The sequence below is a fragment of the Streptomyces sp. SID14436 genome, assembly GCF_010548465.1.
GTDB lineage: Bacteria > Actinomycetota > Actinomycetes > Streptomycetales > Streptomycetaceae > Streptomyces.
On the sequence record NZ_JAAGMD010000062.1, the window covers coordinates 1 to 2,585 of the forward strand.

At 72.2% G+C, this 2,585-nt stretch carries 2 protein-coding genes; both read right to left on the minus strand.

Features of this window, described 5'->3' with window-relative positions; genetic code table 11:
- Positions 1-147 precede the first annotated feature (147 nt).
- Positions 148-1,803: a glucose-6-phosphate isomerase gene (pgi, locus tag G3I53_RS02135; protein ID WP_164335267.1), complete on the minus strand. Its 1,656-nt coding sequence runs from the start codon at positions 1,801-1,803 to the stop codon at positions 148-150.
- Between the two features lie 68 nt (positions 1,804-1,871).
- On the minus strand, positions 1,872-2,585 hold a 714-nt coding region (locus tag G3I53_RS02140; protein WP_164437973.1), incomplete at its 5' end, for an MFS transporter.

Genomic DNA, 2,585 nt, shown 5'->3' on the forward strand with positions numbered 1-2,585 from the left:
CCCGGGCCGCCCGCCGCCGCCTCGCGGACACCCTGAGCGCCGTGGCCTGAGCGCTGTGCCCGAGCGCTGTGACCCGAGCCGCGCGGACCGGCCGGGAGCGGTGCGGGAGGCGGACGGCGCCCGGCCGTCCGCCTCCCGCACCGCGTCTCACCGCCGTCCGCGCAGCTCCCGGTACCTGGCGACCAGGGCCTGGGTGGAGGCGTCCAGGCCGGGCACCTCGGCGCCCTCGGTGAGCGCCGGCTCCACCCGCTTGGCGAGGACCTTGCCCAGCTCCACGCCCCACTGGTCGAAGGAGTCGATGTTCCAGACCGCGCCCTGCACGAACACCTTGTGCTCGTAGAGCGCGACGAGCTGGCCGAGCACCGACGGCGTCAGCTCCCGCGCGAGGATGGTCGTCGTGGGGTGGTTGCCGGGGAAGGTCTTGTGCGGCACCAGCTCCTCGGGCACCCCCTCACCGCGCACCTCGTCCGGCGTCTTGCCGAAGGCGAGGGCCTGCGTCTGGGCGAAGAAGTTGGCCATCAGCAGGTCGTGCTGGGCCTTGAGTTCGTCGCTCAGCTCGGCGACCGGCTCGGCGAAGCCGATGAAGTCCGCCGGGATCAGCTTGGTGCCCTGGTGGAGCAACTGGTAGTAGGCGTGCTGCCCGTTGGTGCCCGGGGTGCCCCAGACGACGGGGCCGGTCTGCCAGTCCACCTCGCGTCCGTCCCGGTCGACGTACTTGCCGTTGGACTCCATGTCGAGCTGCTGGAGGTAGGCCGTGAACTTCGACAGGTAGTGCGAGTACGGCAGCACGGCGTGCGACTGGGCACCGTGGAAGTTGTTGTACCAGATGCCCAACAGGCCCAGCAGCAGCGGGACGTTGGACTCGGGGGGCGCGGTGCGGAAGTGCTCGTCGACGATCCGGAACCCGTCGAGCATCTCCCGGAAGCGGTCCGGGCCGATGGCGATCATCAGGGACAGCCCGATCGCGGAGTCGTAGGAGTACCGGCCGCCGACCCAGTCCCAGAACTCGAACATGTTGGCCGTGTCGATGCCGAACTCGGCGACCTTCTCCGCGTTGGTGGACAGCGCCACGAAGTGCTTGGCCACCGCGGCCTCGTCGCCGCCCAGCGCGTCGAGCAGCCAGGTGCGGGCCGAGGTGGCGTTGGTGACGGTCTCGATGGTGGTGAAGGTCTTGGACGCGATGACGAACAGCGTCTCGGCCGGGTCCAGGTCGCGGGTGGCCTCGTGCAGGTCGGCGCCGTCCACGTTGGACACGAAGCGCACGGTGAGGTCGCGGTCGGTGTAGGCGCGCAGCACCTCGTACGCCATGGCGGGGCCGAGGTCGGAGCCGCCGATGCCGACGTTGACCACGTTGCGGATCCGCTTGCCGGTGTGGCCGGTCCACTCGCCGGAACGGATGCGGTCGGCGAAGGAGCTCATCCGGTCGAGGACGGCGTGCACGGCCGGCACGACGTTCTCCCCGTCGACCTCGATCACCGCGTCGCGGGGGGCCCGCAGGGCGGTGTGCAGGACCGCGCGGTCCTCGGTGGTGTTGATCCGCTCGCCGCGGAACATGGCGTCGCGCAGACCGAACACGTCGGTGGCGGCGGCCAGCTCCCGCAACAGCCGCAGGGTGTCGTCGGTGACCAGGTGCTTGGAGTAGTCGACGTACAGGTCGCCGACGCCCAGGGTGTACCCGGTGCCGCGGCCGGGGTCGGCGGCGAACAGCTCGCGCAGCCCCACCTCGGCGAGCTCCTCGCGGTGCTTGGCCAGTGCGGTCCACTCCGGCGTCTGGTTGAGCCTGGTACGGCCGTCTGCGTTCATCTCGGACTTCAGCCTTCTTCCTTGCTGCCTGTGCGTACCTGCCCCGCTGCCCTTACCAACCTAATTGATCAGCGGTGGACGTGAGCTGTCGTGACGCCGTCGTCCGGCGCAACAAGGGGTACGTCCGTACGGCTTCCGGGTATCAGCGCGGCGACGGACAGGACGAAGAAGGCGGCGGCGAGCAGCGGCGGGGTGCGGGTGCCCCAGGCGGCGGCGACGGCACCGCCGAGCAGCGCGCCCACGGGCGCCCCGGCGACCGCGAGGGTGCGGTGGGCGGAGCTGATCCGGCCGAGCATGGCGGCGGGGCTGCGTTCCTGCATCAGGGTCGTGGTGTTGACGTTCCACACCATGCCCATGAAGCCGAAGACGGCCAGCGCGGCGGTGAGGGCGCCGAGGTGGCGGACGGCGCCCATGGCGACGAGGGCGGCGCACTGCACGGTGCCGGCCAGGAGCACGGCCCGGGTCCGGCCGAGGCGGTCGGCCAGGCGCCCGTTGACCGCTCCCCCGGCCAGGCTGCCGGCCGCGTACGCCGTGAGGGCGACCGCGTAGCCGGTGTTGCCGGCGCCGAGCCAGTCGGTCACCAGGACGACGAGGGTCGCGATGAGGGCGCCCATGCCGACGTTGCACAGGGCGGTGGCGGTGCACAGTCCGCGCAGCGCCCGGTCCCGGACGAGGGTGCGCAGGCCGTCGGCGATCTCCCGGCGCAGGGTGCTGCCCGCCGGCCGGGGGGCGCGGTCGGGCGCGGGGGTGCGCAGGGTGGCGACGAGGGCGGCGGCCAGCAG

Excerpts from the sequence above, each read along its gene's own strand:
- pgi (WP_164335267.1), bottom strand. The coding sequence starts at position 1,803 with ATGAACGCAGACGGCCGTACCAGGCTCAACCAGACGCCGGAGTGGACC.